The organism is Mycolicibacterium austroafricanum (assembly GCF_902705885.1).
Lineage (GTDB): Bacteria > Actinomycetota > Actinomycetes > Mycobacteriales > Mycobacteriaceae > Mycobacterium > Mycobacterium vanbaalenii_A.
In genome coordinates this window covers 152,815-179,149 of the sequence record NZ_CACSIP010000076.1, presented here as the reverse complement: position 1 = coordinate 179,149, position 26,335 = coordinate 152,815, and the positions used below count along the sequence as shown (strand labels likewise).

General features: G+C 68.9%; 19 protein-coding genes. 17 read left to right on the top strand and 2 right to left on the bottom strand.

Going from position 1 to position 26,335, the window contains the following annotated elements:
• The 3 genes from BEMPMBAN_RS32415 to BEMPMBAN_RS32405 all read left to right on the top strand — a co-directional run.
• On the top strand, window positions 1–752 hold a 752-nt coding region (locus BEMPMBAN_RS32415), incomplete at its 5' end, for a DUF4352 domain-containing protein (RefSeq protein WP_159235558.1).
• A gap of 55 nt (window positions 753–807) precedes the next feature.
• Window positions 808–1,518, top strand: coding sequence for a crotonase/enoyl-CoA hydratase family protein (locus tag BEMPMBAN_RS32410; RefSeq protein WP_159235557.1), 711 nt, complete (start codon window positions 808–810; stop codon window positions 1,516–1,518).
• Between the two features lie 13 nt (window positions 1,519–1,531).
• Entirely contained in the window at window positions 1,532–2,524 is a 993-nt protein-coding gene (locus BEMPMBAN_RS32405) for a magnesium transporter CorA family protein (protein WP_159235556.1), read from the top strand.
• On the opposite strand, the gene BEMPMBAN_RS32400 is transcribed toward BEMPMBAN_RS32405, so the two are convergent.
• Complete coding sequence (locus BEMPMBAN_RS32400) at window positions 2,502–3,605, bottom strand: NAD(P)/FAD-dependent oxidoreductase (protein ID WP_159235555.1); 1,104 nt, start codon at window positions 3,603–3,605, stop codon at window positions 2,502–2,504. The two genes, BEMPMBAN_RS32405 and BEMPMBAN_RS32400, sit on opposite strands and share 23 nt — an antisense overlap.
• A 124-nt stretch (window positions 3,606–3,729) precedes the next feature.
• Between BEMPMBAN_RS32400 and BEMPMBAN_RS32395 the strand changes: the two genes are divergently transcribed.
• The 11 genes from BEMPMBAN_RS32395 (at window position 3,730) to BEMPMBAN_RS32345 (ending at window position 21,774) form a co-directional block, all read left to right on the top strand.
• Window positions 3,730–4,422 carry a DUF3060 domain-containing protein gene (locus BEMPMBAN_RS32395; protein ID WP_159235554.1) on the top strand — a complete coding sequence of 231 codons (693 nt, stop codon included), beginning with the start codon at window positions 3,730–3,732 and terminating at the stop codon, window positions 4,420–4,422.
• Between the two features lie 39 nt (window positions 4,423–4,461).
• The gene (gene recC, locus BEMPMBAN_RS32390) at window positions 4,462–7,767 is read left to right on the top strand and encodes an exodeoxyribonuclease V subunit gamma (protein ID WP_159235553.1); all 3,306 of its coding nucleotides are present in this window, start codon (window positions 4,462–4,464) and stop codon (window positions 7,765–7,767) included.
• Window positions 7,767–11,063 (top strand): exodeoxyribonuclease V subunit beta, encoded by a 3,297-nt coding sequence (gene recB / locus BEMPMBAN_RS32385; protein ID WP_159235552.1) that lies wholly within the window; start codon window positions 7,767–7,769, stop codon window positions 11,061–11,063. The genes recC and recB overlap by 1 nt, the downstream gene beginning before the upstream one ends.
• A complete protein-coding gene (recD, locus tag BEMPMBAN_RS32380; RefSeq protein ID WP_159235551.1) occupies window positions 11,060–12,778 on the top strand; it encodes an exodeoxyribonuclease V subunit alpha in 1,719 nt (572 codons plus the stop codon). Before recB ends, recD begins: the two co-directional genes overlap by 4 nt.
• 205 nt (window positions 12,779–12,983) lie before the next feature.
• Window positions 12,984–13,292: a hypothetical protein gene (locus tag BEMPMBAN_RS32375; RefSeq protein ID WP_159235550.1), complete on the top strand. Its 309-nt coding sequence runs from the start codon at window positions 12,984–12,986 to the stop codon at window positions 13,290–13,292.
• Between the two features lie 131 nt (window positions 13,293–13,423).
• Window positions 13,424–13,750: a hypothetical protein gene (locus BEMPMBAN_RS32370; protein ID WP_159235549.1), complete on the top strand. Its 327-nt coding sequence runs from the start codon at window positions 13,424–13,426 to the stop codon at window positions 13,748–13,750.
• A gap of 130 nt (window positions 13,751–13,880) precedes the next feature.
• On the top strand, window positions 13,881–16,277 hold the full coding sequence (locus tag BEMPMBAN_RS32365) for a lysylphosphatidylglycerol synthase transmembrane domain-containing protein (RefSeq protein WP_159235548.1): 2,397 nt from the start codon (window positions 13,881–13,883) through the stop codon (window positions 16,275–16,277).
• Between the two features lie 295 nt (window positions 16,278–16,572).
• Window positions 16,573–16,947 (top strand): cupin domain-containing protein, encoded by a 375-nt coding sequence (locus BEMPMBAN_RS32360; RefSeq protein ID WP_159235547.1) that lies wholly within the window; start codon window positions 16,573–16,575, stop codon window positions 16,945–16,947.
• A gap of 43 nt (window positions 16,948–16,990) precedes the next feature.
• Window positions 16,991–19,282 carry a trimethylamine N-oxide demethylase gene (locus BEMPMBAN_RS32355; protein WP_159235546.1) on the top strand — a complete coding sequence of 764 codons (2,292 nt, stop codon included), beginning with the start codon at window positions 16,991–16,993 and terminating at the stop codon, window positions 19,280–19,282.
• A gap of 17 nt (window positions 19,283–19,299) precedes the next feature.
• Complete coding sequence (locus BEMPMBAN_RS32350; RefSeq protein WP_159235545.1) at window positions 19,300–20,637, top strand: trimethylamine monooxygenase; 1,338 nt, start codon at window positions 19,300–19,302, stop codon at window positions 20,635–20,637.
• Window positions 20,638–20,721: 84 nt separating this feature from the next.
• Window positions 20,722–21,774: a tartrate dehydrogenase gene (locus tag BEMPMBAN_RS32345; RefSeq protein ID WP_159235544.1), complete on the top strand. Its 1,053-nt coding sequence runs from the start codon at window positions 20,722–20,724 to the stop codon at window positions 21,772–21,774.
• 8 nt (window positions 21,775–21,782) lie between these two features.
• Here the strand turns inward: BEMPMBAN_RS32345 and BEMPMBAN_RS32340 are convergent, their stop codons facing one another.
• Window positions 21,783–22,004: a hypothetical protein gene (locus tag BEMPMBAN_RS32340; protein ID WP_159235543.1), complete on the bottom strand. Its 222-nt coding sequence runs from the start codon at window positions 22,002–22,004 to the stop codon at window positions 21,783–21,785.
• Between the two features lie 159 nt (window positions 22,005–22,163).
• On the opposite strand from BEMPMBAN_RS32340, the gene BEMPMBAN_RS32335 reads away from it, so the two are divergent.
• The 3 genes from BEMPMBAN_RS32335 to BEMPMBAN_RS32325 all read left to right on the top strand — a co-directional run bounded on the left by BEMPMBAN_RS32335 (window position 22,164) and on the right by BEMPMBAN_RS32325 (window position 26,333).
• Window positions 22,164–22,898, top strand: a complete 735-nt coding sequence (locus tag BEMPMBAN_RS32335) for a M15 family metallopeptidase (RefSeq protein ID WP_234897821.1) — start codon at window positions 22,164–22,166, stop codon at window positions 22,896–22,898.
• A gap of 83 nt (window positions 22,899–22,981) precedes the next feature.
• On the top strand, window positions 22,982–25,249 hold the full coding sequence (locus BEMPMBAN_RS32330) for an MMPL family transporter (protein ID WP_159235542.1): 2,268 nt from the start codon (window positions 22,982–22,984) through the stop codon (window positions 25,247–25,249).
• A 22-nt stretch (window positions 25,250–25,271) separates the two neighbouring features.
• Complete coding sequence (locus tag BEMPMBAN_RS32325) at window positions 25,272–26,333, top strand: type III polyketide synthase (protein ID WP_200846205.1); 1,062 nt, start codon at window positions 25,272–25,274, stop codon at window positions 26,331–26,333.
• Window positions 26,334–26,335 lie beyond the last annotated feature (2 nt).

Sequence of the window (26,335 nt, the reverse complement as noted above, 5' to 3'; positions counted from 1 at the left end):
CGCCACCACCACCCCCGCCCACGTCCGAGAGCCCGCACATCGGTGCCCACCGCGCACCCGAAGAGCCTCCGGTGCAGCCGACGCCACCCATGCCCGGCCCACCGCCTCCGAGTAGCGCACACGCCGGCCGCCAGCTGCTGATGCGCTACCTGGCGGCATGCGCGGCCCTGCTGGCGGTGCTGGTCGCCGTCGTCGTGTACGCGGCGTTCTTCGCCGACGACGGTTCGGCGACGATCGAGGCCGTCGACGATCCGAACACCACGCAGACGACGTCCCCACCCACGACGGGCGGCGACGGTTGGGGTGATGAACCGACGGAAACGTCCCCCGAGATGACCGCGTCGCCCGAGATGACAGAGGCTCCACCGGCGTCCGGCGCCGACACGGCCACCGATGGAGCGCTGGCGTTCACGGTGCACGGCATCGAGGTGGGCGACACCGTGACCTCCCCCGACGCCCCGGTGGAGAAGAGGGCGTCGGGCGAGTTCGTGGTCGTGCAGATGACCGTGACGAACGTCAGCGACGCACCCGCGACGTTCCTGGGAACCTTCCAGAAGCTCAGGGCCGACGGCAACGTCTATTCGATCGACGACGAGGCGACGTTCTACACCGGCGGCACCATCGTCGAGCTCGGTCCCGGCGATCAGGCTGACGTCGGAGTCACCTTCGACGTCCCGCCGGGCACCGAACCCGAGGCGATCGCGCTGCGTACGGATCCGCTCAGCCCCGGCACCGAGGTGCCGTTGTCCTAGCCGAGGCGGCGCGCTGTTAGGTTCGAGCCGCCCGCCCCGGCCCGACAGGAGGACCATGACCAGCACTGTTTCCTACCAACTCGCGGACTCCGAAATCCCGGTCGCAACCATCACCCTCGACGACGGCAAGGTGAACGTGTTGGGGCCCGCGATGCAGGGGGCGATCAACGAGGCACTCGACCGGGCCGAGGCCGACGCCGCCAAAGCGGTGGTGCTGGCGGGCAACTCCCGGGTGTTCAGTGGCGGGTTCGATCTGGCGGTGTTCCAGTCCGGGGATGCCGCCGCGGCGCACGGGATGCTCGCCGGGGGCTTCGAACTGTCGCTGCGCACACTGACGTTCCCGGTGCCGGTGATCATCGCCGCGACCGGGCCTGCGATCGCGATGGGCTCGTTCCTGCTGCTGTCGGCCGACCACCGGGTGGGCGCGCCGAAGTCGCGCTGCCAGGCCATCGAGGTGGCCATCGGGATGACCATCCCGATCTCGGCGATCGAGATCATGCGGATGCGGCTGACCCCGGCGGCGTTCCAGCGAGGCACCGCACTGGCGTCGACGTTCGTCGGTGACGACGCGATCGCCGCCGGCTGGCTCGACGAGATCGTCGAGGCAGATCAGGTCGTCACCCGCGCCCAGCAGGTGGCCCAGGAAGCCGCGACGACGCTCAACGCCGGCGCGCACCGCGCGACCAAGCTCAAAGCCCGGCAGTCCGCGCTCGACGCCATCCGGGCCGGGATCGACGGCCTGGCAACCGAGTTCACCCCCGGCTGACGGCACCTTCCCGGTGACCCACGTCCGAGGTCGGATCTGGCGCGACGGCAGTGCGCAGGATGACTTCGAGTTCTCGGCCATATCGGACTACCTGGCCTCCGACGACACCCTGATGTGGTGCGACATCTACGACCCCGACCACGCAATCCTCAAGGATCTCGCACAGGAGTTGCACCTGAACTCATGGGCGGTCGAGGACGCGATCGCCGATGCCGAACGCACCAAGGCCGCCTCCTACAAGACGCACACGTTCTTCACCGTGTACGCGGTCACCGTCCGGACTCCCCCTCCCGAGGACGCATCCGAGTCGACGCTGCAGACCCATCGGATCTCCGCGTTCGTCCTGCCTCGCGGGTTGATCACCGTCCGGCTGTCCCCGGATTTCGACATCGACCCGGTGTCCCGGCGCTTCGACGAACTCGGCGGGCAGGAACACGGCGTCGGCTCACTGGTGCACGGCCTGCTCGACGTCGTCGTCGACGGGCACTTCGATGCCGTCCAGTGCCTCGATGACGGGATCGAGACCCTCGAAGACGAGCTGTTCTCCGATCAGGCACCGCGGGGCGGGTTGCAGCGCAAGACTTTCCAGTTCCGCAAGGATCTTGTCGCGTTGCGGCGGGTGGTGCTGCCGATGCGTGAGGTGGTGACGCTGATCCAGCACCGCAGGATGGACGCAAGGACCGCGATCGAGCTCGACCCCGTCTACGCCGATCTCTACGACCATGTGCTGAGGGTGTCGGAGTGGACGGAATCGCTGCGCGACATGGTGACGACGGTGTTCGAGACGAACCTGTCACTGCAGGACGCGCGGCTGAACATGGTGATGAAGAAGCTGACCGGGTGGGCGGCGATCATCGCCGTACCCACGGCGATCACCGGCTTCTACGGCCAGAACGTGCTCTATCCCGGGATCGACACCACCGGCGGATTCGTGGTGAGCACCGCGATCATCGCGGTGCTGGTGGTGGTGCTGTACGTGATGTTCAAGAAGCGGGACTGGCTGTAGCTTCCAGCGTGCCGACTGCCCGGCCGTCCGAGTGGTAGGTCGCGGAGAACCCGTCACGCCGGTCGACCAGGCGGCATGAGGCGTCCGGTGAGCTCCAGCCACGGTACTCGAGCGTGAACTTGCCTATCTCGCAGGAGAACCCGGAGATCATGTCCCATGATGCCGGGTACCCGGCGGCGGTGAGCCCGGCGACCAGCCCCTGCTGAGCGGCATCGCGCCAGTGCTCGGAGACCACCCGGCGGCCCGCCGTCACATTGCGGGCCAGGGTGATATCGCCTGCGGCATAGACGTTTCGGGCCGATGTGCGCATGTGCTCGTCGACGACGACGTGTCCGCCCTCGGTCACCAGACCGGCCGCGGCGGCGAGCCGGATGTCCGGGCGCACTCCGGTGGCGCCGACGACGACATCGCCGTCGACCGTCTCGCCGGTGGTCAGCACCACACCGGTGTGCTCGACGGCGGCCACGGTGCTCGATCCGATGAATCGGACCCCGGCGTCCGAGAGCATCTTGACCACCCGCTCGCCCACGTCGACGCCGAACCGGCGTTCCAGGGGCACGGCCTCGGGGGCGACGATGGTGGTTCCGACGCCGAGCCCGGCCAGGCACGCGGCGGCCTCACAGCCGATCAGGCCGCCGCCGACCACCACCGCCGTCTCGGCGTGCCGTGCCGCCATCTTCAACGCGACGGCGTCGGCGAAGGTCCGCAGTGGTTGCGCGAGATCGCCGCCGGGCACCTTCAGCGGAACCGTGGCCGAACCGGTGGCGAGCAGCAGGTGCCAGTAGGGATGGTGGACGCCGCCGGCGGTGACGACCTCTTGAGCCCCGACGTCGATGCGCTCGATGGTCACGCCACGGATCAGTTCGATGTCGTTGCGGTCGAACCAGCCGGCACTGTGCAGATCGAGGTTGGGCTGGCGCCCGCACAGGTACCCCTTGCTCAGGGGCGGCTTGGCATAGGGCAACGCCGGGTCGGCCGACAGGATGCGGACAGGGATGTGACGGTGTCTGCTGCGGAACGTCTCAGCTGCGCTCACGCCCGCAGGACCACTGCCGATGGCGAGAAAGCCGGGTGCCGCCATGGTCTGTGGGTACCACGCCGACCGGCCGCCGAACCCCGGTGCAGGCAACTGTCAGCGTTCGGACAGATCTACCTTCGGCCTGCAACCGTTGAGCTGGGACGATCACCTGTGCAAACATCTGGGCATGGAGCCAGACGGGGATCCGGAAGCCCGTATCCGGGATCTCGAGCGTCCACTCGCCGAACAGGCCCACGCCAGCGAGCTGGGAACCCGGCCGTATGAGGTCACGTCGTCGGCGGACGTGCCGGTCCCGCCCTTTCCGGGGGCGCCGCAGCTGAACCCGTATCCGCAGTACGACTCGCCGTACTACTCCCCGCCGCAGCGGGTGGTGCACAAGCGGTCGCGGACGGCGCTCTGGCTGGTCCCGTTGATCGCCGTCGGCGTCGTCGGGTTCGGCATCGTGGCGCTGGTCGCCTTCTTCGACCTCGCCGGTTCGGGCACCGACGCACCCACCCGGACGGGTCCGCCCGGCATCGCCGGCGGCGGTGGTGCCGTCGACGCGCCGCGCGCACAGCCCCGCGCCGACCTCGACGAGGTCGTGACGGTGCAACCCGGCGATTCGCTGAGCTTCGGTGGCATCGAACGGCGCCTGACCGTGGTGTGCGATCAGGGTTCGGTGAGTGTCAGCGGCATCACCAACACCGTCGACATCCAAGGCCCCTGTGTCCGCGTGTCGGTCTCCGGCATGGACAACATCGTCACGGTCGAGAGTGCCGAAACCATCGTCGCCTCCGGCTTCGACAACCAGGTGACCTACTTCTCCGGCAACCCGGAGATCTCGAAGTCCGGCCGCGGCAACGTCGTCGAACCAGGCTGAGCGCCGCGCGGGACCGGCAGCGCCGTAATGTGGCCGCCGATGGCACTTCACCTCCATCGTGCCGACCGCACCGACCTTCTCGCCGACGGCCTCGGTGAGTTGCTCGCCACGCCCCTGCCGAATCCTTTCGCCGAGGAGCTGGTGCTGGTGTCCGCGCGCGGCATGGAGCGCTGGCTCAGCCAACGGCTCTCGCATGTGCTGGGCCGCGGGGCCGGAACCGACGACGGGGTGTGCGCAGGGGTGACGTTCCGGCATCCGCGGTCGCTCATCGCCGAGATCACCGGGGTGGCCGAGCAGGATCCGTGGTCGGCGGATGCGACGGTGTGGCCGTTGCTCGAGGTGATCGACGGCGCCCTCGACGAGCCATGGTGCTCCGCTCTGGCTGCGCACCTCGGACATTTCGAGTCCGGCGAGGAGAAGGAGCTGCGCCAAGGCCGGCGCTACGCGGTCGCGCGGCGCCTTGCCGGTCTGTTCGCCTCCTACGCGCGGCAGCGTCCGCAGCTGCTCGTCGACTGGCTGGCAGGCGACACCGCCGGCCTCGACCCGGACCTGCGGTGGCAGCCGGAGCTCTACCGCGCCCTGCTGGACCGTGTCGACGCCGACCCGCCGCCGGTTCGGCACGCCAAAACCATTGCGCGTCTGCAGGAGTCGCCCACCGAGCTGCCGCAGCGGCTGTCACTGTTCGGACACACCCGGCTGCCGCTCACCGAGATCGAACTGCTGCACGCACTGAGCGTGCACCACGATCTGCACCTGTGGCTGCCGCATCCCAGTGACGCCCTGTGGCAGTGCCTGCGCGACGCCCACGGCGCTGTCGCCCGTCGCGACGACACGTCCCACCGCCTCGTGGGGCACCCCCTGCTCGCGACGCTCGGTCGCGACCTGCGCGAACTTCAGCGCAGTCTGCCCGCGGACCCCCGGACCGACGAGTGCCTGAGCGAAACGGCCGACTCGACGCCCCGCGCCGGCACGCTTCTGGCGTGGCTGCAATCCGATATCGCCGCCAACGCCGCCCGCGCCGCGGGCCGCGATCTGTCGCCCGGCGACCGCTCGGTGCAGGTGCACAGCAGCCACGGCCCGGCCCGGCAGATCGACGTGCTGCGGGAGGTGTTGTTGGGCCTTCTGGCCGACGACCCCACGCTCGAGCCCCGCGACATCCTCGTCATGTGCCCCGACATCGAGACCTATGCCCCGTTGATCGTCGCGGGCTTCGGTCTCGGCGACGTCGTCCACGGCGCGCATCCCGCACATCAGCTGCGGGTCAAACTCGCTGACCGCGCGCTCACCCAGACCAACCCCCTGCTCGGGGTGGCCCGACGGCTGCTCGACCTGGCCGGCGGGCGCGCCACCGCCAGCGAGGTCCTCAACCTGGCCGAGTCGGCACCCGTGCGGTTCCGGTTCGGCTTCAGCGACGACGACCTCGACGCCATCGGTGAGTGGGTGCGCGAGGCCAACATCCGTTGGGGCTTCGATTCGGCCCACCGCCGGCCCTACGGGGTCGACTTCGTGCAGAACACCTGGCGGTTCGGCATCGACAGGGTGCTGGCCGGGGTGGCGATGTCCGACGATTCGCGCGCCTGGCTGGACACCACGCTGCCCCTCGACGACGTCGGGAGCAACCGGGTGGAGCTCGCCGGGCGACTGGCCGAGTACATCGAACGGCTCCACATCGTCGTCGAATCTCTTTCCGGTACAAAGTCTCTCGGCGACTGGCTGGCCGCGCTCACGGCCGGCATCACGCTGCTGACCAGCGTCACGGACACCGACGCCTGGCAGTCCAGCCAGGTCCAGCGGGAGTTCAACGAGGTGTTCAGCACTGCCGGGTCGCGCACCGGCACCATGCTGCGGCTCTCCGATGTCCGGGCGCTGCTGGATCGCCACCTCGCCGGCCGGCCGACACGCGCCAACTTCCGCACCGGCACGCTGACGGTCTGCACGATGGTGCCGATGCGCTCGGTGCCGCATCGGGTGGTGTGCCTGGTCGGCCTCGACGACGGGGTGTTCCCGCGGCTCGGCGTCGTCGACGGAGATGATGCGCTGGCCCGTGAGCCGATGACCGGGGAACGCGACATCCGTTCCGAGGACCGGCAGTTGCTTCTCGACGCGATCGGCGCCGCCACCGAGAAGCTGGTGATCACCTACACCGGCTCCGACGAACAGACCGGACAGCGCAAGCCGCCCGCGGTGCCGCTGATGGAGTTGCTGGACACCCTCGACCTCACCACCCCGCAGCGGGCCCGGAGCCAGGTGCTGGTGGAACACCCGTTGCAGCCGTTCGACATCCGGAACGTGACCCCGGGTGCGCTGAACATGCCCCCGGGCACACCGTTCACCTTCGACCAGACCACTCTGGTCGCCGCCGAGGTCGCCGCGGGTGAACGCGCGCCGCGTCCCGCGCTGCTCGGCAGGCCGCTGCCGGCGCCGTCGCCGGACGACGTCGAACTCGACGACCTGATCGGCTTCTTCCGCGACCCGGTCAAGGGCTTCTTCCGTGCGCTGGACTTCACGTTGCCGTGGGACGTCGACGCCACCGAGGACGCGATGCCGGTCGAGATCGACGCCCTGCAGGAGTGGAAGGTCGGCGACCGGATGCTCGACGACATGCAGCGCGGCATGCATCCCAGGGACGCGCAACAGGCCGAGTGGCGGCGCGGTTCGCTACCGCCCGGCCAACTCGGTTGGCGCAAGGCGCAGGAGATCCGCGAGCAGGCCGCGGCTCTGGCCATCGCCGCGCACCAACACCGTACGCAGCCGCCGCAGGCGCACGACGTCGACATCGATGTCGGCAGTGGCCGACGGGTGACCGGGACGGTTCCCGGGGTCCACGGCGACCGGCTGGTCTCCGTCACCTACTCCAAGCTCGACGGTCGGCATCTTCTCGCCTCGTGGATCCGGTTGCTGGCGTTGACCGCTCGCCACCCCGGCAACGCGTGGGCCGCCGTATGCATCGGCCGGGCCAGGCGCGGCGGTCGGCCACGGGTGCGGTTGCTCGGCGCGCCACCGGTGCCGGCGGTCGACGTGCTCGCCGATCTGGTGGCGATCTACGACGCCGGCCGGCGGGAGCCGATCCCGTTGCCGCTCAAGACTTCCTACGCGTGGGCGGAAACCCGTCACACCGGCGGCCTCCCGAATCGGCAGGCGGGCTTCAAGTGGAACACCGGCAGGTTCCCGGGCGAGAACGAAGAGCCGGCACACCAGCGCGTCTGGGGTTACAACTCCAAGCTCGACGTCCTGCTGGAGCCGGTGCGACCGGGCGAGGAGTACGACGGTGAGACCACCCGGCTGGGCGCTTACGCCGCGCGGCTGTGGTTGCCGATGCTGCAGGCCGAGAGAGACCCCGACTGATGAAGACGTTCGACCTTCTCGGCCCGCTGCCGGCACCCGACTCCACCACGGTGCTGGAGGCCAGCGCCGGCACCGGAAAGACATTCGCGCTCGCCGGCCTGGTGACGCGGTACCTCGCCGAGGGGCAGGCGACCCTCGATGAGATGCTGCTCATCACCTTCAGCAAGGCCGCCAGCCAGGAGCTGCGCGAACGGGTGCGTCAACAGATCCTGGGCGCGGTGCTGGCGTTCGGCGACCCGTCGACCGTCGGTGACAACCAGCTCGTCGCCCACCTGCTCGAGGGCACCGCCGAGCAACTCCGCGACCGCGAGCAACGGCTACGCGACGCTCTCGCCGGTTTTGACGCCGCGACGATCGCGACCACGCATCAGTTCTGCCACCTCGTCCTCAAATCGCTTGGCGTGGCCGGTGATACCGATGCCGGGGTGACGCTGGCCGAGAGCCTCGACGATCTGGTGACCGAGATCGTCGACGACCTCTACCTGGGCTACTTCGGCCGGGTGCGGGACGACCCGCCGCTGTCGCGCCGAGATGCGCTCGACCTGGCCCGCGCCGTCGTGCAGAACCCGAGCGCGGAACTGCGCCCGGTGGCTCCACCGGCGGGCACCGACGCCGCGGTCCGCGTCGACTTCGCCGCCGCCGTGTGCGACGAGCTGGAGCGGCGCAAACGCAGACGCGGCATCCTCGGTTACGACGACCTGCTCAGCCGGCTGGCCACCGCGCTGGAGTCCGGGGACTCCCCCGCCCGGGTCCGGATGCACCGTCGCTGGTCGATCGTGATGGTCGACGAGTTCCAGGACACCGACCCGGTGCAGTGGCAGGTGATCGACCGGGCCTTCAGCGGCTGCTCCACGTTGATCCTCATCGGCGACCCGAAGCAGGCCATCTACGCGTTCCGCGGCGGCGACATCGCCACCTACCTGCATGCGGCCGGCACCGCCGGGGAACGCCAGACGCTGGGCACCAACTGGCGAAGCGACGCCGTGCTCGTCGACTCCCTGCAGGCCGTGCTCCGCGACAGCGAACTCGGCAACAGTGACATCGTTGTGCGCCCGGTCACGGCGTATCACCGCGGCCACCGGTTGGCCGGCGCCCCGCGCAACGACCCGTTCCGGTTACGGGTCGTCTCCCGTGACACCGTCCGCACGCGCCAGGACAAGACGATCCCCATCGACCGACTGCGCACTCACATTCCGCGGGATCTCGCCGCTGACATCAGCGCCCTGCTGGCCAGCGGCGCCACCTATGACGGACGCCCGATCCGGGCAGGTGACATCGCGGTGATCGTCGAGATCCACAAGGACGGCCGACCGTGCTTCGACGCGCTGACCGCGGCGGGCATCCCCGCGGTGTACACCGGTGATTCCGACGTGTTCCGCTCCGACGCCGCCGACGACTGGTTGTGCCTGCTCGAGGCATTCGATCAACCGCATCGCACCGGCTTGATCAGGGCCGCCGCCACCACGATGTTCTTCGGTCACACCGCCGAAGAACTCGCGGCGCAGGGCGACGCCCTCACCGACAGGGTGACCGACACGGTTCGCGAGTGGGCCGACCACGTCCGCGAGCGCGGTGTCGCAGCGGTGTTCGAGGCCGCGCAGCTCGCCGGAATGGGGCGTCGGGTGCTGTCGTGGACCGACGGTGAGCGGCAGATGACAGATCTGGCGCACATCACCCAGATACTGCACGACACCGCCCACCGCGAACACTTCAGCCTGCCCGCGCTGCGTGATTGGTTGCGCACCAACCGCGACGAGCGCACCGGCGCCGCCGAACGCAACCGACGCCTCGACAGCGACGCCGCCGCGGTGCAGGTCATGACGGTGTATGCGAGCAAGGGCCTGCAGTACCCGGTGGTGTACCTGCCGTTCGCGTTCAACCGCAACCTCCGGACCAACGAGGCGGTGCTGTTCCACGACGGAACACGGCGGTGCCTGCACATCGGGGGTGAGACCAGTCCGGACTGCGCCGAGGTCACCCAACTCGGCCGCCGGGAGACCGCGTCCAACGACATCCGGCTCACCTACGTCGCGCTCACCCGCGCGCAGTGCCAGGTGGTGGCCTGGTGGGCGCCGTCGTGGGATGAGCCGAACGGCGGGCTGTCCCGGTTGCTGCGGGGCCGCGTCCCCGGCGATCCGGTGATACCGGACCGCTGTGACCCGGCGACGCTGGACGACGCCGACGCGATGACCGCGCTGCGGGCCTGGGCCGAGCGGGGCGGCCCGGTGCTGGAAGACTCTGTGGTGATTCCCGGCGCGGAGGTCGAGTTACCTTGCGCGCCTGCGGATTTGGACGTGCGCCGGTTCCGGCGTCATATCGACGCCTCATGGCGACGCACGTCGTACTCCGGGTTGATCCGCGCCGCCGAGACCTCCGGCGGCGTCTCCAGCGAACCCGAGGTGGTCGAACTCGACGACGAGGTCGGTGACATCCCGGTGGCGGAACCGGCCGAGGCCGCGGTGGCGGAGGTCCCGTCGCCGATGGCCGACCTGCCGATGGGCGCGAAGTTCGGCACCCTGGTGCATTCCGTGCTGGAGACCGCCGATCCGTTCGCACCCGATCTGGGTATCGAACTCGAAGCCCAGATCCGCGAGCACTCGGTCTGGTGGCCGGTCGACGTTCCGGCCGAAGACCTCGCCGCGGCACTGGTGCCGATGCACGACACACCGCTGGGCCCGTTGGCTCCCGGAGTGACGCTGCGGCAGATCGGATTGCCGGATCGGTTGCGGGAGATGGAGTTCGAGTTCCCTCTCGCCGGTGGTGATGTGCGGGGGGACGGGCCGCGGATTTCGCTGGCCGACGTCGGGCGACTGTTTCGGCGCCATGTCCCGGTCGACGACCCACTGGCACCCTACGCGGAGCGGTTGATGAACGGAGCCCTCGCCGAGCAGTCATTGCGGGGTTATCTGACCGGCTCACTCGACGTCGTGCTGCGCGTCGGTGAGACCTACCTCGTCGCCGACTACAAGACCAACTGGCTGGGCGAACCCGAGATGCCGTTGACCTCCGCCGATTACGGCCAGGCGCGGATGGCCGAGGCCATGCTGCACTCCGACTATCCGCTGCAGGCACTGTTGTACTGCGTCGTGCTGCACCGCTTCCTGCGGTGGCGCCTACCCGGGTACACACCGGAGCGGCATCTGGGCGGGGTGCTGTACCTGTTCGTGCGTGGGATGTGCGGGGAGGCCACCCCCGTCGTCGACGGCCACCCGGCCGGGGTGTTCAGCTGGAAGCCGCCGGCGCCGATGATCGTGGACCTCTCGGATCTGCTGGGCGCCGGGTCGGTGGCACCGTGAATCCGCGACCCGTCGCCGCCGCCGGGCTACTCGGGGCGTTCACCGACGCAGAGGTGCTCGAAGCGGCCGACTTTCACGTGGCACGCCGGCTCACCGCACTGGCCGGGGACACCGACGAGTCCGTCGCGCTGGCTGTCGCGTTCGTGGTGCGCGCGCTGCGAGCGGGGTCGGTGTGCGTCGACCTGTCCTCGATCGCCGAGGCGGTGGCGATGCCGGAGCTGCCGTGGCCGTCCCCCGAGTCGTGGCTGGCCGCGGTGCGGGCCAGCCCACTGGCCGGCGCGCCGCCGGTGCTGCGGTTGCTGAGCCACGATGCCGGAGAGCTGCTGTACCTCGACCGGTACTGGCTCGAGGAGCAGCAGGTCTGTGATGACGTGCTGGCTTTGCTGTCCTCGACGCCGCCCGGTGACACCCTGCCAGGCCTCGAGCGGTTGTTCCCGGCCGGCTGGGAGGAGCAGCGCGCCGCAGCCGAAGTCGCACTGACACAGTCACTCACGGTGCTGACCGGCGGGCCGGGCACCGGCAAGACCACCACGGTGGCGCGGCTGTTGGCGCTGCTGGCCGAGCAGGCGGCGCTGGCGGGCAGGCCGCCGTTGCGGATCGCGCTGGCGGCGCCCACGGGCAAGGCCGCGGCGAGGCTGCTGGAGGCCGTGCAGTTGGAGGTCGACCAACTCGACCGGGGCGACAGGGACCGACTTCCGCAGTTGCGGTCCTCGACGCTGCACCGGCTGCTGCGGCCGCGCCCGGACAGCTCGTCGCGGTTTCGGCACCATCGCGAGAACCGGTTGCCCCACGACGTCATCGTGGTCGACGAGACGTCGATGGTCTCACTCACGCTGATGGCCCGGCTGCTGGAGACGGTGCGCCCAGAAAGCAGGCTGCTGCTGGTCGGCGACGCCGATCAGCTGGCCTCGGTGGAAGCCGGTGCGGTGCTGGCAGATCTGGTCGACGGGCTCGGTGACCGCGCCGACGTGCGCGTCGCCGCGCTGCAGACGTCGCACCGGTTCGGCGAGTCGATCGGGGCTCTGGCCTCGGCCATCCGCGACGGTGACGCCGACCGGGTGCTCGACCTGCTGGCTGCCGGCGGCGAGAACATCGATTGGCTCGACAGCGACGCGCCCGGTGACCGGCTGCGCAAAGTGCTGCTCCCCCATGCTCTGCGGCTCCGGGAGGCGGCGATCCTCGGCGACGGCGAGGCGGCGCTGGCGACCCTCGGTGAGCACCGGCTGCTGTGCGCGCACCGGCGCGGGCCGTACGGAGTGCACCACTGGAACCGACAGATCGAGCGGTGGCTGACCGACGTCACAGGTGAACCGATCTGGACCGACTGGTACGCCGGACGACCGGTGCTCGTCACCGCCAACGACTACGGACTGGGCCTGTACAACGGGGACACCGGGGTGACCGTGGTGCGCGGCAGCGGGCTGTGCGCAGTCGTCGGTTCGGGCTCGGGGCCGCTGGAGTTCACCACCGGCAGGCTCCCCGAAGTCGACACCCTGCACGCGATGACGATCCACAAGAGCCAGGGCAGCCAGTGCGACGAGATCACCGTGCTGTTGCCGCAGGAACAGTCGCGGCTGCTGACCCGCGAGCTGTTCTACACGGCGGTGACGCGCGCCAAGAAGCGGGTGCGGGTGGTGGGCTCGGAGTCGGCCATCCGCGAGGCGATCTCGCGGCGGGTGGTGCGCGCCTCCGGGCTGGCCCACCGGCTGCGTTAACCCCCGCCGGCCGCGCCAGTTCCCCGCCGGAACGGTATTCCAGCAGGTCCCCACTCGGGTTTTCGCNGCTGGAATACCGTTCCGGCGGGAAGGGCGGGCGGGTTTCTGCCAGGGGTCGATCAATTTCTGCCAGCGGAAATCATCCGTGCGCAGGCCTGGTTGGACGGGTCAGAACACCAAGATCGACCACATAGGGAGAAGAACAATGAAGAACCTCACCGCCGCCACCGCCGTCACCGCCGCCGCCACCGGATTCACCGCCGCCTTCATGGGTCTGGCCGGCTCCGCCGCCGCCGCCCCTTCCGGCTCCGGCAGCGCCGCCGACACCATCAGCTCGCTGGAAGCCGACGGCCACCGCGTCATCGTCAACCGCCAGGGATCGACCGCACTCGACAACGCAGAGGTCGTCGCGGTCCGCCAGGGCCAGCCCATCCGCGAGTACGTCTGGGACGCCCAGGGCGACGACAAGGTCCTCGAAACCACCGGCAACGTGTACTTCGTCGACGTCAAGTAACCCGCACACCGCAGAGAGGGCGCCCCTACTGGGGCGCCCTCTCTGCTGCTCTGCCCGGTCGATGTAACGCATTCGGGTCAGCACCACACCACCGGCAGAGAAGCCCTTCAAACCAGAAAGCACAGACCCTCATGAAGATCATCACCCTCGCCGGCACCGCCGGACTCGCCGCCGCACTCTCCGCCGTGATCGTCGGATCGACCGCCCCTGCTGCGGCCGCCCCCGGTGGGGCCGGCAACGCCATGCAGGTCATCGACATGCTCGAGGAAGACGGCAACTACGTCATCGTCAATCGAGTCAGCACCGTGCCCCTGGAGGAAGCCGACGTCGTCGCGGTCCGACCGGGCCCACAGATGAAACAGGTGGTCCTACAGATGGGACGTCAGGGAAACGATCGCAACCAGACAGACCGGGTCGTGGAGACCACCGGCCGTTTCTACTTCGTCGACATCGGTTGACCGCCGCCGCGCTGCGAGGAGCATCTCACCAGGGGTGCCCCTGCCACATGTACCAGAGAGCACCGAACACTCGCTAAGTTGTCTGGTGGGTCGTCGACGGCCCACCAGCCAACCGAGAGATCGTTGCCACATGCGAGTTGACGGGCGGGACATCGCTGTCTCCGGCAGCCTGCTCCAACCGTTGACCCGGCGGACCAACGACATCGTGCGTCTGATGCTCGCCACGACGTTCCTCGTCGTCGTCATCACCAGCTCGTTGATCACCAGAAACGAGTGGGAAGCGCTGGAGAAGTCGCTCTCCGATCTCGTCGGTGTACTCAGCCCCACCCAGTCCAACGCTGTCTATCTGATCTACGGCGTGGCGATCCTGGCGTTGCCGTTCATGATCCTGATCGGCCTGATCGTCGCCCGCCAATGGAAGCTGCTGGGCGCCTATGCCGCGGCCGGGGTGATCGCCATCCTGTCGTTGTCGATCACCGGCAACGGCATCGCCGCGCCGCGCTGGCACTTCGACCTGACCGAGCGTCTCGACACCGTGCTGTCACAATTCCTCGACGATCCGCGGTGGATCGCGATGCTGGCGGCGGTGCTGACCGTGTCGGGCCCGTGGCTGCCGGCCCGCTGGCGGCACTGGTGGTGGGCGCTGCTGCTGGCGTTCGTACCGATCCATCTCGTCGTCAGCGCGGTGGTGCCGGCCCGCTCGTTGCTCGGCCTCGCGGTGGGCTGGTTCGTCGGCGCGCTGGTGGTGCTCGTCGTGGGAACACCGGCACTGGAGGTGCCGCTCGACGGCGCAGTGCGGGCGATGTCGCGGCGGATGTTTTCGGTGTCGGCGCTGACGGTGGTCCGCCCGGCCGGGCGCGGACCGTTGGTGCTCACCGCGACGCAAGACGCGAGCGCTGCGGGCGCGGACCCCGAACCCGGCACCGCGGTGGTCGAACTGTACGGGCCGCATCAACGCGGCGGCGGTGCCCTGCGGCAGTTCTGGAGCAAGCTGCGACTGCGTGACAGCGAGACCGCGCCCATGCAGACCTCGATGCGTCGCGCCGTCGAGCACCGGGCGTTGATGGCCGTGGCCGTCGGTGACCTGGCGCTGGCCAACACGTCCCCGATCGCGGTGGCGACCCTGGACCGTGGCTGGACGCTGTACGCGCGCGAGCCCTCGGCCGGGGTGACGATCAACGAGTGCGTCGACGAGACACCTGTGACGCGGGTGTGGGACTCGCTCGGTGTCCTGCACAGCCAACAGATCTCCCACGGTGATCTGCGCAGCAAGGAGATCACCGTCGTCGACGGGACGCCGATGTTCGGCGGCTTCACCTATGCCGAGTACGGTGCCTCCGACGCGCACCTGCACACCGACATCGCGCAACTGCTCCTGACGACCACCGACCTCTATGGCGCCGAACCCGCGGTGCGGGCCGCGATCACGGTGTTCGGGAACGAGGCCGTGCTGGCGGCGTCCCGTCGTCTCACCAAATCTGCTGTGCCGAAACGTGTCCGGGCGGCGGTGCGCGACGCCGGCACTGCGATGTCCACTGCCCGCGACGAGGTGAAGCGCCAGACCGGTGCCGACCAGATCAAGGCGGAGACCATCACCCGGTTCACCCGCAGCCAGCTCATCCAGATGGTGCTGCTGGTCGCGCTGGTCTACGTCGCGTATCCGTTCATCGCCTCGGTGCCGGTGTTCTTCTCCGAACTGCGTTCGGCGAACTGGTGGTGGGCGCTGGCCGGGTTGGCGGTGTCCGCGCTGAAATACCTGGGCGCCGGCGCCGCGCTGTGGGCGTGTGCCGACGGCATGGTGAAGTTCCGCAATCTGGCCATCATGCAGGTGGCGAACACGTTCGCCGCGACCACGACCCCGGCCGGTGTCGGCGGTCTGGCGTTGAGCACCCGGTTCCTGCAGAAGGGTGGGCTGGGCGCGTTGCGCGCCACCACCGCGGTGGCTCTGCAGCAGTCGGTGCAGGTGATCACCCACATCACCCTGTTGGTCTTCTTCAGCGCAGCGCTGGGTGTGTCGGCCAACCTGTCGCGGTTCGTGCCGAGCAGCACGGTGCTGTATCTGATCGCCGGTGCGGCGTTGGGAGCCGTCGGAGTCTCACTGTTCGTCCCCAAGCTGCGACGCTGGCTGGCCACCGCGGTCCGGCCCCGCGTCAAGGAGGTCTTGGACGACCTGCGCGAGCTGGCCCGCGAACCCAAACGCCTCGCGCTGATCGTATTCGGTTGTGCGGCAACCACGCTCGGAGCCGCACTGGCGTTGTGGGCGAGCATCGAAGCGTTCGGCGGCGACGTCAGCTTCGTCACCGTCACGATCGTGACGATGGTCGGCGGCACCCTGGCCGCCGCAGCCCCCACGCCGGGCGGCGTCGGCGCCGTGGAAGCCGCACTCATCGGTGGCCTCGCCGCGTTCGGCGTCCCCGCGGCGGTCGCGGTGCCCTCGGTGCTGCTCTACCGGATCCTGACCTGTTGGCTGCCGGTGTTCGTCGGCTGGCCGATCATGCGGTGGCTGACCCGCAACGACATGATCTAGCGCCCCTGCCGCGAAATATCATTCCGGGCTGCGAATTTCACTCGAATCACGACCCTCGCTTCACTCTGGTGGCCATGGGGGCGGCTCGGTGCGAATCAACCACCAGCGTGAAGCCACGGCTGCGATCGGCCACCTGTTCACAGCCCGGAATGATATTTCGCGGAAAAGGGGGGGCGAGACTGCCACCCTGGGGCCAAGCGATACCTCGTGGCTACGAAGAGTAATCTTCCCGAAACCCACACATGGTTTCCTCTCATCAGACTCTGTTTCATACGAGAGATCAGCTGGAGGCCCCATGACGAGTACCGCCGCACCGCCCTTCCTGGTGACATCCGGCTTCTGGCAGTCGCTGCCACGGATGCCGTTGGAGCAGTATCCGGGTACCGAGGGCTTCATCGACGATGTCTACGCCAACCCGGGTGGCGTGCCGATGTGCTCGGGCTACTTCGAATTGCGCAACACCGATGCCCCGCTGGACTACTACTACGACTACGACGAGATGAAGGTCGTGCTGGAAGGCGAGTTCCGCCTGGAGAACCCGGACACCGGCCAGGTGCAGATCGCCAAAGCAACGGACGCCATCTTCTTCCCGAAGGGCTCCCGCATCCTGTTCTCGACCCCGGATCGGGCGCTGGCGTTCTACGTCGGCTACCGCTCCTTCGCTCCGTGACCACGTCGTAGAACAACGTCGTAGAACAACGTCGTAGGACAACATGGTCGAACGCTTCCGCGTCGCTCCGGGTTCGGTCACCGCGGTGACGGTGGCCGGCGGTGACCGGCTCGTGGTCGTCGATCGCCACGGACGTCAGCCGGCCGAGTTGACGGTCCTCGCCGCCGACCCCCGGGCGGTGGTGGACGCGCGGCCCGACGCCGCCGCCACGGTGCTGCGCCGCCTGGTCGCCGGCCCGGACGAAAACGGCTACGCCGCCGGGCGGATCCTGACGATGCTGGCCACCCACCAGATCGACCAGCATGACGCGGCGGCCCTTCGGTTGTTCGGTGACAGCTCGCCCGCGGGTGCCCGGGCGGGCTTCACCGTCGATGACGACGCGGTGGTGCTGATCGCCGCGCCGGCCGTGCCGATGTGCCTGTCGGGAACCGACCCGAACCCGCCCTCGGAGGTGCTCGTCGAGGTGCACCGCGCCGACCCGTCGCGCCCGGCTGACCCCGAGCTTCCCGAGCCGCTGGCTGAACCGCTGTGGGACATGCGTATCGACGCCGCCACCGCGTCGTCCTACCAGGTGCGCGCCGGCCAGTTCGTCCAGATCATCGACGTGGCGGGACGGCAGTGTTCGGACTTCCTGGCGTTCGACGCCGACGCACTCGGCGACGGCGCCGAGTGCGGCCTCGACGCCACCACCACCCGCACGATCGCCGGTGCCGCGTACCCGCGACCGGGACTGTTCGGCAGGTTCTACGACAACCGCGCCCGCCCGCTCGTCGAGGTGGTGCGCGACACCGTGGGACGCCACGACACCTTCGCGCTGGCCTGCACCGCGAAGTACTACGCCGACCTGGGATATCCCGGCCACGTCAACTGCACCGACAACTTCAACGCCACGCTCTCACGCTTCGGGGTTGCCGCCCGCCCGGGCTGGCCGGCACTGAACCTGTTCTACAACACCGCATTCGACGCCCACCACCAGTTGATCTCCGACGAGCCGTGGTCACGCGCCGGTGACTACGTGCTGCTGCGGGCATGCACGGACCTGGTGTGCGCGTCGTCGGCCTGTCCCGATGACATCGATCCCGCCAACGGCTGGACCCCCACCGACATCCACGTGCGCGTCTACGACTCGACCAGGAGGTTCTCCGTGGCGGTGGGACACCGGCTGACCCCGGACGCCGAGCCGGTGCTGACCAAACCCACGGCGTTCGCGTCCCGAACGGAGACGCTGACAAAACAGTTCACCGAGTATCGGGGCTACTGGCTGCCCACCGCGTTCGACAACTTCGGCGCGCATCAGGAGTACTGGGCCTGCCGCGAACGGGTGGCGGTGATGGACCTGTCGGCTCTGCGCAAGTTCGAGGTGCTCGGCCCGGACGCCGAGACCCTGCTGCAGACCACGCTCACGCGGGACATCCGCCGACTCGCCCGCGGCCAGGTCGTGTACTCGGCCATGTGCACCGAGACCGGCGGGGTTGTCGACGACTGCACCGTGCTGCGCCTCGGGGACAACAACTTCCGCTTCATCGGCGGCGATCCCTACGACGGGATCTGGCTGCGCACCCAGGCGGAGAAATCAGGGCTGCACCAGGTCTGGATCAAGGACTCCACCGACCAGATGCACAACATCGCGGTCCAGGGCCCGGCCAGCAGAGACCTGCTCGCCGGGGTGGTCTGGAGTCCACCCGGCCAGCCGGCACTGCGCGACCTGGGGTGGTTCCGCTTCCTGATCGGGCGTCTCGGGGGTCCCGACGGACTTCCGCTGCTGGTGTCGCGGACCGGGTACTCCGGGGAACTCGGTTACGAGCTGTGGGTGCACCCCGATGACGCCGGGGCGCTGTGGGACACCGTGTGGAACGCCGGCGAATCCTACGGCCTGGCGCCACTCGGCCTCGACGCCCTCGAACTGCTGCGGGTCGAGTCCGGTTTGGTGGCCGCGGGCCACGAGTTCGACGATCAGACCGACCCGTTCGAAGCCGGCATCGGATTCACCGTCCCGCTGAAGACCAAGACCGACGATTTTGTCGGCCGCGCCGCGCTGACCGAACGCAAGGCGCACCCGCAGCGCGCGCTGGTCGGCCTCCGTCTCGACGGCAACGAGGTCGCCGCCCACGGCGACTGCGTGCACATCGGCCGTGCGCAGGTCGGCGTGGTCACCAGCGGTGTCCGTTCGCCGCTACTCGGCGCGAGTATCGCGTTGTGCCGCATCGCCGTTCAACACGTCGAGCCGGGCACCCGGGTGGAAGTCGGCAAGCTCGACGGCCACCGCAAGAGGCTGCCGGCCACCGTCACCGCCATCCCGTTCTATGACCCCGAAAAGTCCCGTCCGCGCGCGTGAGCACCGAGGAGAATCCCATGTCCCGAACGGCCATCATCGGCGCAGGCCCCTGCGGTCTGGCACAGCTGCACGCGTTCGAGCAGGCCCGACTCGACGGCGCCGATGTCGGCGAGGTGGTGTGCTTCGAGAAGCAGAGCGACTGGGGCGGGTTGTGGAACTACACCTGGCGCACCGGCCTGGACGCGCACGGGGATCCGGTGCACGGCAGCATGTATCGCTACCTGTGGTCCAACGGGCCCAAGGAGTGCCTGGAGTTCGCCGACTACCCCTTCGACGAGCACTTCGGCGGCCCGATCCCGTCGTTCCCGCCCCGCGAGGTGCTGTTCGACTACATCGTCGGCCGCGCCAAGAAGAGCAATGTGCGCCAGTTCATCCACTTCGACACCGCCGTCCGCGATATCACGTTCGACGACGACAGCCAGGCGTTCGAGGTCACCGTCGAGTCATATGACGACCGTCGACTGCGCACCGAGGCCTTCGACCACGTCATCGTCGCGACCGGCCACTTCTCCACTCCCAACGTGCCCGAATACCCTGGTTTCGAGCACTTTCCGGGACGCATCCTGCACTCACACGACTTCCGCGACGCCGTCGAGTTCGCCGGCAAGGATCTGCTGATCCTCGGGAGCAGCTACTCCGCCGAGGACATCGCCCTGCAATCGCGCAAGTACGGCGCCCGGTCGGTCACCATCTCCTACCGCACCACCCCGATGGGTTTCGGCTGGCCCGAAGGCATCTCCGAGGTCCCGGCGCTGCAACACCTCCAAGGCCGCACCGCACACTTCGCCGACGGCACCGGCCGCAGCGTCGACGCCATCATCCTGTGCACCGGCTACCAGCACCACTTCCCGTTCATCGACCCGGAGCTGCGGCTGTCGACCACCAACAACCTCTATCCCGAACGGCTCTACAAGGGCGTGGTCTGGACGGCCAACCCGAAGCTGATGTACCTGGGTATGCAGGATCAGTACTACACGTTCAACATGTTCGACGCCCAAGCTTTCCTGGCCCGCGACGTGGTACTGGGCCGGGTCGAGGTGCCCGACCGGGAAGTGATGGACGCCGACATCGGCGACTGGCGGGCCAGGTACGCCGACGTGGCCGGGGTGATGGACCAGATCGACTTCCAGACCGACTACGTCCGCGACCTGATGACGATGACCGACTACCCGGCGTTCGACATCGACCTGGTCCGCCGGCACTTCGTCGACTGGGAGCACGACAAGGACGCCAGCATCACCGGCTACCGCGATCGTTGCTTCGCGTCGCCGTGCACCGGCACCGTCGGCCCCGCGCCGCACACCACGTGGTGGGACGAGCTCGACGACAGCCTGGCGCGGTTCCTGCACCACTGACTCCGCCGCGTCCGCAAACGCGATCGTCTACGGTGCAGGGGTGGTCCAGAACACGACAATGATCGGCGCAGCGGGGACGGGCGCATGAACCCTCAGAAGATCGCCGTCATCCCCGGCGACGGTATCGGCGGCGAGGTGACCGCCTCGGCTCGAGCGGTCCTCGACGCCGTGGCGGCCCGACACGAAATCGACCTGCGCTACACCGAATTCGACTGGTCATGTGAGCGCTACGTCGAGGTCGGCTCGATGATGCCCGACGACGGGCTGGAGACGTTGGGCCGGTTCGACGCGATCCTGCTGGGCGCGGTGGGCTGGCCCGGGGTCCCCGACCATGTGTCGTTGTGGGGTCTGCTGATCCCGATCCGCAGGGCCTTCCGGCAGTACGTCAACCTGCGGCCGATCCGGCTGTTCCCCGGCGTGACGGGTCCGCTGCGATCGAACGCCGACATCGATTTTGTCGTCGTCCGGGAGAACGTCGAGGGGGAGTACAGCGAGATCGGCGGTCGGATGAATCGCGGCCTGCCCGAAGAGCTGGCCGTACAGGAATCGGTGTTCACCCGCGCCGGGGTGAGCCGCATCGCCGACTACGCGTTCGAGCTCGCCCGGACCCGGCGCAATTACGTCACCTCGGCCACCAAATCGAACGGAATCGTGCACACGCTGCCGTTCTGGGATGAGATCGTCGCCGAGCGGGCCGCCGACCATCCGCAGGTGCAGTGGGACAGTGAGCACATCGACGCGTTGGCGGCGAAGTTCGTGCTGCAACCGCAGCGGTTCGACGTGGTGGTGGGTTCGAACCTGTTCGGCGACATCCTCTCCGACCTGGCAGCCGCGGTCGCCGGGTCGATCGGCATCGCACCGTCGGCGAACCTGGACCCGACCAAGAAGCACCCGTCGATGTTCGAGCCGGTGCACGGTTCGGCCCCCGACATCGCCGGGCGCGGCATCGCCAACCCAGTCGGAGCCGTGTGGTCAGCGGCGTTGATGTTGTCGCATCTGGGTCACACCGCCGCTGCCGACGACGTGATCGCGGCGATGGAAGCGACCCTCGCCGACCCGAGCACCCGGACCGCGGATCTCGGAGGCACCGCGTCGACCGAGCAGGTCACCGCCGCGCTGGTGGCAGAGCTGAGCTGAGGCGGGCCTCAGCAGGCCACGCCGGCGAAGACGGCGCCGGTGACCAGTGCGATCAGGATCGCGACGTTCGGCATACCGCTGGACAGCGCGACGAAGACGCCGGCCACCGCCGCGATCAGGATGGCGATCATCAGGACCATGACCGCCCAGTTGACCTGGCTGGATGCGCGTACAGCACGTCGCGGTTCGACCTCTTGGGGGACTGTTGCGCCCTCGCCCACTCCGACCATGACCGTCCTCTCTGTGACTGCGAACACAATATAACCCGGTAATGGTGCGCATCACAGTTTAGCCGTGAGGTTGTGACCTGGCGCCGCGGACGAAAGCTGAACCACGAGAACTGATTAGGGTGGCTAACCGTAGCTGCGGCTTCGGTACCTTGGGTATCGGTGACGATCGCGAGGCTGGCCGCGCTGACCGCCGTGGCGGCCGCGCTGGTGCAGTGCGCCCCGGCGCCTGACCCCACTCCGGAGGCGGCCCCGTCATCGACGTCACCGACGACGCTCGCCCCCGAGCCGGCGACGCCGGTCGCCCCCGAGCCGACGGCACCACCGCCGCAGCAGCCGGCGCCCGCGACGGTGCACCCGGTCACCGCGGCCGACCTGGCCACGACGTGGCGTCCGGGCTGCCCGCTGCCGCCGGAAGCGCTGCGGGCCGTCGATCTCGACTACTGGGGGTTCGACGAGCAGCCCCACCGCGGCCGGCTGGTGGTGCACCAGGACCTGACAGCCGAGCTCATCGCGATCTTCGACCAGTTGTACCGGCTGCGGTTCCCCATCGAGCGAATGCACACCGTCGACCTCTACCCGGGCGCCGATGACGAGCTGTCGATGCGCGACAACAACACCTCGGCGTTCAACTGCAGGGACATCCCCGGCACCGGAAGCTGGTCACTGCACGCCTATGGCCGGGCGGTGGACATCAACCCCCGGCTGAACCCCTACGTCGACAGTCGCGGCGACTATCAGCCCGCCAACGCCGGGCTGTACGTCGACCGATCGCGGATCGATCCCGGGATGCTGCACGACGGCGACCCCGCGGTGCGCGCATTCACCGACCGGGGCTGGCGGTGGGGCGGTCACTGGCGCACCCCGCTGGACTACCAGCACTTCGAGTTCCGGTAGCCGGGGCCGGCGCCGGATGTGACAGATGTGTGAACCCCCACGCATTGTCCTTCGTGTCGTACGGTTAGGCGCCTTTCCTGACGATGGAGGCTCCGCTGCTGAACCGACTCGCTTCGCTGGCTATCGCCGCGCCGCGCCGCATCCTGCTCGCTGCGGCGCTATTGACGGTTGCCCTAGGGGTATTCGGGGTGCCCGTCGCCAAGGACCTGTCCCCCAGTGGGTTTCAGGATCCGAACTCCGAATCCACCCGCGCCGCGCAGGTTCTCACCGAGAAGTTCGGCCGGGGTGATGTGCAGATGCTCGTCGTCGTCTCGTCCCCCGACGGCATCGACAGCCCCGCCGCCCGCGAGGCCGGCGCCCGCATCGTCGACCAGCTCGGCGACAACCCGCACGTCGCCGACGTCTCCTCGCCCTGGTCCTCGCCGCCCGCCGCGGCCGCCGACCTGGTCAGCGACGACCGCACTGCCGGGCTGATCATCGCCGGCATCACCGGCACCGAAGCCCAGCAGCAGATCTATGCCGAGGAGATCTCCGAGGAGGTCACCCGCGACGCTGGCAGCGCCGATGGCGTGACGGTACGCACCGGCGGGACCGCCATGGTCAACGTCCAGATCACCGAGCAGTCCCAGCGCGACCTGCTGTTGATGGAATCGCTGGCCATCCCGCTGATCTTCCTGGTGCTCGTCTGGGTGTTCGGCGGGCTGCTGGCCGCCGCGCTGCCGGTCGCGATCGGCGTGATGGCGATCATCGGGGCGCTGGCCGTGCTCAGGCTGGTGACCTTCGGCACCGACGTCTCGATCTTCGCGCTGAACCTCGCCACGGCGATGGGCCTGGCGCTGGCGATCGACTACACGCTGCTGATCCTGAGTCGTTACCGGGACGAACTCGCAGCGGGCACCGATCGCACCGAGGCCCTCACCCGCACCATGACCACCGCCGGTCGCACCGTCATCTTCTCGGCGATCACCGTGGCGCTGTCGATGGCGGCAATGGTGCTGTTCCCGATGCACTTCCTCAAGTCGTTCGCCTATGCCGGAGTAGCCACGGTCGCTTTCGCCGCCGCTGCCGCGGTGATCGTCACCCCGGCCGCGTTGGTGGTGCTCGGCGACCGACTGGACTCCCTGGATGTGCGTCGGCTCGCGCGCAAGATCCTTCGCAGGCCTGCGCCCCGGCCTGTCCCGGTGCAACGTCGCTTCTGGTACCGCTGCGCCAAGGCGGTGATGCGGCGGGCGCTGCCGCTCGGCCTCCTCGTCGTCGTCCTGCTGCTGGTGCTGGGTGCGCCGTTCCTCGGGGTGCGGTGGGGATTCCCCGACGACCGGGTACTGCCGCAATCCGCGTCGGCGCATCAGGTCGGCGACCAGTTGCGCCGCGACTTCGCACAGAACTCCGACACCGCCGTGACGATCGTGGTGCCCGACGCCGACGGTCTCGCGCCGGCCGACCTGTCCACCTATGCCGCCGACCTGTCCCGGGTGCCCGACGTCCCCGCCGTGTCCGCACCCACCGGCACGTTCGTCGACGGAGATCGGGTGGGCCCCCCGTCCGCGCCGGCCGGTCAGAATCAGGGCAGTGTGTTCCTCACCGTCGCCAGCACCGCGCCGCTGTTCTCCGAAGACTCCGAGGCGCAACTCGACCGGTTGCACGCCATCGCGGGTCCGGGCGGCCGCGCAGTGGAGATGACCGGCACCGCCCAGATCAACCGCGACAGCGTCGCTGCCATCACCTCCACGCTGCCGGTGGTGCTCGGGGTCATCGCGGTGATCATGTTCGCGCTGCTGTTCCTGCTGACCGGCAGCGTCGTGGTGCCGCTGAAGGCGTTGCTACTCAACATCCTTTCGCTCACCGCGGCGTTCGGCGCCCTGGTGTGGATCTTCCAGGACGGTAATCTGTCCGGGCTCGGCAGCACCCCCACCGGCACGCTCGTCGCGAACATGCCGGTGCTGCTGTTCTGTGTCGCGTTCGGACTCTCGATGGACTACGAGGTGTTCCTCATCTCCCGGATCCGCGAATTCTGGCTCGACCCAAGCCAACCCGGCAACGACGAAGCGGTGGCGCTGGGCATCGCGTACACCGGACGCGTCATCACCGCCGCCGCGTTGATCATGTCGATCTCGTTCGCTGCGCTGATCGCGGCCAACGTGTCGGTTCTGCAGATGTTCGGCCTCGGCCTGACGCTGGCCGTTCTCGTGGACGCCACGTTGGTGCGGATGGTGCTGGTGCCCGCATTCATGCACCTGATGGGGGCGTGGAACTGGTGGGCGCCGCACTGGCTGCGCGGGGTGCACAACCGTCTCGGCTTCAGCGAAGCAGCCGGACGCGGACCTACAATGACAGCCAGACAGAGCAGGTGATCACGTGACCCACACGAATCCCATCAGCGTCATCGCAGGTGTGCAGGGGGCACTGCCGCCCCACCGCTACCCCCAGCACGAGATCACCGAGGCGTTCCTCCGCGCCCCGGCCTTCGCCGACCTCGGCGACGTCGTGCGTGCGCTCCATCAGAACGCCAAGGTCAACGGCCGCCACTTCGTGCTTCCGCTGGAGCGTTACCCGAGCCTGAGCGATTTCGGCGAGGCCAACAACCTCTACCTCGACCATGCGGTGGACCTGGCGTGCGAGGCGCTGACGGCGGCGCTCGACGAAGCCCGCCTGCGGCCAGGCGATCTGGACCTGATCATGACGACCACCGTCACCGGTGTCGCGGTGCCGTCACTGGACGCGCGGATCGCCGGCCGGTTGGGGCTGCGCCCCGACGTGCGACGGGTGCCGCTGTTCGGCCTGGGCTGCGTGGCCGGCGCGGCAGGTATCGCGCGCATGCACGACTATCTGCGCGGCGCCCCCGATCACGTCGCCGCGCTGGTGTCGGTGGAACTGTGTTCGCTGACCTACCCGGCCGCTGAGCCGACGATGGCCAGCTTGGTGGGCAGCGCGCTGTTCGGCGACGGAGCGGCGGCGGTGGTCGCCGCCGGGGAAAACCGCGCCGCCGCGATCGACGCCGCCGGCCCCGAGGTGCTCGACTCCCGCAGCAGGATGTACCCCGACTCGCTGGACACCATGGGATGGAAGGTGGGCCGCAACGGGTTCCAGCTCATCCTCTCGCCGAACCTGCCCGAACTCGTCGAGCGCTACCTCGCCGACGACATGACCGGCTTCCTCGACGATCACGGCCTCACCGTCGCCGACATCGACGCGTGGGTGTCCCATCCGGGTGGCCCGAAGGTGATCGAGGCGATCACCGAGACGCTCGGCCTCGACAGCGATGCCCTCGAGCTGACCTGGCGGTCGCTGGCCGAGGTGGGCAACCTGTCGTCGTCGTCGGTCCTGCATGTGCTGCGCGACACTCGCGCCAAGAAGCCGACCGCCGGTGAGCCGGGGCTGCTGATGGCGATGGGCCCGGGGTTCTGCTCCGAACTCGTGCTGCTGCGTTGGCGCTGACC

Excerpts from the sequence above, each read along its gene's own strand:
- BEMPMBAN_RS32410 (WP_159235557.1), top strand. The coding sequence starts at position 808 with ATGACCAGCACTGTTTCCTACCAACTCGCGGACTCCGAAATCCCGGTC.
- BEMPMBAN_RS32400 (WP_159235555.1), bottom strand. The coding sequence starts at position 3,605 with ATGGCGGCACCCGGCTTTCTCGCCATCGGCAGTGGTCCTGCGGGCGTG.
- BEMPMBAN_RS32395 (WP_159235554.1), top strand. The coding sequence starts at position 3,730 with ATGGAGCCAGACGGGGATCCGGAAGCCCGTATCCGGGATCTCGAGCGT.
- recC (WP_159235553.1), top strand. The coding sequence starts at position 4,462 with ATGGCACTTCACCTCCATCGTGCCGACCGCACCGACCTTCTCGCCGAC.
- recB (WP_159235552.1), top strand. The coding sequence starts at position 7,767 with ATGAAGACGTTCGACCTTCTCGGCCCGCTGCCGGCACCCGACTCCACC.
- BEMPMBAN_RS32375 (WP_159235550.1), top strand. The coding sequence starts at position 12,984 with ATGAAGAACCTCACCGCCGCCACCGCCGTCACCGCCGCCGCCACCGGA.
- BEMPMBAN_RS32370 (WP_159235549.1), top strand. The coding sequence starts at position 13,424 with ATGAAGATCATCACCCTCGCCGGCACCGCCGGACTCGCCGCCGCACTC.
- BEMPMBAN_RS32365 (WP_159235548.1), top strand. The coding sequence starts at position 13,881 with ATGCGAGTTGACGGGCGGGACATCGCTGTCTCCGGCAGCCTGCTCCAA.
- BEMPMBAN_RS32360 (WP_159235547.1), top strand. The coding sequence starts at position 16,573 with ATGACGAGTACCGCCGCACCGCCCTTCCTGGTGACATCCGGCTTCTGG.
- BEMPMBAN_RS32355 (WP_159235546.1), top strand. The coding sequence starts at position 16,991 with ATGGTCGAACGCTTCCGCGTCGCTCCGGGTTCGGTCACCGCGGTGACG.
- BEMPMBAN_RS32350 (WP_159235545.1), top strand. The coding sequence starts at position 19,300 with ATGTCCCGAACGGCCATCATCGGCGCAGGCCCCTGCGGTCTGGCACAG.
- BEMPMBAN_RS32345 (WP_159235544.1), top strand. The coding sequence starts at position 20,722 with ATGAACCCTCAGAAGATCGCCGTCATCCCCGGCGACGGTATCGGCGGC.
- BEMPMBAN_RS32340 (WP_159235543.1), bottom strand. The coding sequence starts at position 22,004 with ATGGTCGGAGTGGGCGAGGGCGCAACAGTCCCCCAAGAGGTCGAACCG.
- BEMPMBAN_RS32330 (WP_159235542.1), top strand. The coding sequence starts at position 22,982 with ATGGAGGCTCCGCTGCTGAACCGACTCGCTTCGCTGGCTATCGCCGCG.